The organism is Dietzia sp. SYD-A1 (assembly GCF_015356725.1).
Taxonomy (GTDB): Bacteria; Actinomycetota; Actinomycetes; order Mycobacteriales; family Mycobacteriaceae; genus Dietzia.
In genome coordinates this window covers 1-771 of the sequence record NZ_JADDKI010000658.1, presented here as the reverse complement: position 1 = coordinate 771, position 771 = coordinate 1, and the positions used below count along the sequence as shown (strand labels likewise).

At 72.6% G+C, this 771-nt stretch carries 1 protein-coding gene; it reads left to right on the top strand.

Annotation, left to right across the window (positions count from 1 at the left end):
• The coding region (locus IY392_RS18285) for an alpha/beta hydrolase (RefSeq protein ID WP_194861997.1) at window positions 1–771 on the top strand (771 nt) is incomplete at both ends.

The window sequence follows — 771 nt, the reverse complement described above, 5'->3', positions numbered from 1 at the left end:
CCCTCAACGGGACCGCGCCCGCCCTGGCCCGCGCCGAGGGTCTCGGACGCGCCCTCGCGCTGCAGGGCCTGACCAACAACGCCACGACCGGGTTGTACGACGCCACGGTGGGGGCGACCTACTCCGAGCAGGCGTGGCCGATGCTCGCGCACATGCTCAAGTACTACAACGACGGCGGCACCATCGCCCGGGTCGACCCGGCGACGGCCGCCCGGATCGTCGCCGCGCAGGAGAGCCGCTCGCCGGTCTTCCGCACCGACATCGAGATGAACGCGATCATCACGTGCAACGAGACCGCCTCGCCGTCCAGCGAGCTGGGAGTCATGGCGGCCAAGGCCGACAGGTACACGGGTGGCAACAGGCTCACCACCCGTGCGGCCGCCGAGGCCGCCGGCGACGACTGCGTCGGTTGGGCACCGGTCGCGCGCACCATCCAGCCGAACGGTGACGCCCTCGACCAGAAGCCGCTCGTCCTGCACTCGGAGAAGGACGCCGTCACCCCGATCGCCGGCGCACACCGGGTCGTCGAGACGCTCGGGGGGACGCTGGTCGTCGTCGGCGGCGGTGATCACGGCACCTTCCGCACCGGTAACGCGGCTGTCGACGCCGTGGTGATGGAGTTCCTCGAGACCGGCGTCGCCACCCCGGGTCGCGTCGAGGGAAAGCCCTCCCCGGAGCCGCTGCCCCGGTGGGGTCAGGCCGAGCGTGCGGCCGCAGCCCAGCAGGGCATGTCCGCCCCCGTCGACGGTGCGGACGACTGGTACGGCACCC